The organism is Trabulsiella guamensis ATCC 49490, from assembly GCF_000734965.1.
Lineage (GTDB): Bacteria > Pseudomonadota > Gammaproteobacteria > Enterobacterales > Enterobacteriaceae > Trabulsiella > Trabulsiella guamensis.
Window position 1 is genome coordinate 1 of the sequence record NZ_JMTB01000183.1, and the last position, 893, is coordinate 893.

An 893-nucleotide genomic window follows, 5' to 3' on the forward strand; every position below is an offset into this window, starting at 1 on the left:
CTCAACAGGTTTGGCCTGACCCCAGCCCTTACCGCCAATCACCCCCGTCCAGTGCAGCTTTATACCCAGCATCGGGATGATCCCCATCGGGTCATCAGGTTTGACTTTGAAGCGGTAACGGTTAGGCACACCACCTGACAGCCATTTGCTGGCCGCCGGACGGGTGTTATCGATGGTCATGTGCGTCGGCTTGCCATACGTGCGCAGCGTGTCCATGAGCGACAGGCGAATGCTGTCCGTGTTCTCAGACACATCAGTGCGCCAGCCCACAATTTTGCGGCTGTGAACGTCCTGCCAGAACCATGTTTTAGGACGGATGATGTCGCCATTAAACCAGCGCACAAACACGTTGTGCTGGTAACCGTCGCCGTTGATCCACTCCATCGCATGCAACTGTGCAACCGTGCGCTGCTGTGACGGATACATCTGCGCCAGCGCGTTCTCACCTTCGCGGGTAGCGACAATGATGCGGGGATCGACTTCACGCTCCAGCTTGCGCCTCAGTGTGCGCTCCGCCGGGATTGTCCAGCCATGCGCCGCAGCAGCGAGCTCAAGGCGCTCGTAAGATTTTGAGAAGAACGGGGCTTCATTGCGCAGGTAATCGCCAAGAAAGAACTGCCATGCGTCATCGGTGATGTACGCCGTGCGGCCACTGTCGCATTTCTCGCGCAGACGCTTGTCGAGAAGCACACAGTTCCACAGGTCAGGACTGTAGTCTTTCACCCGGTAGTAAAGATTACGGATGGTACCTTCGCTGATTTGCAGTTGTTTTGCGGCCAGCTTTATCGCTTTACGATTGCCGATACCTGACGCCATCAGCTCAGCCACCAGCGCGGCGGCTTTGACCCGACGTTCGGCATGTAACCGCTGCTCGCCGTTCGCGCTCTCCCAGC

1 protein-coding gene is annotated in these 893 nt (G+C 57.7%); it reads right to left on the minus strand.

Going from position 1 to position 893, the window contains the following annotated elements; all coding sequences use genetic code 11:
* Positions 1 to 893: transposase domain-containing protein (locus GTGU_RS23435; RefSeq protein ID WP_038163634.1), on the minus strand; the 893-nt coding region annotated here is incomplete at both ends.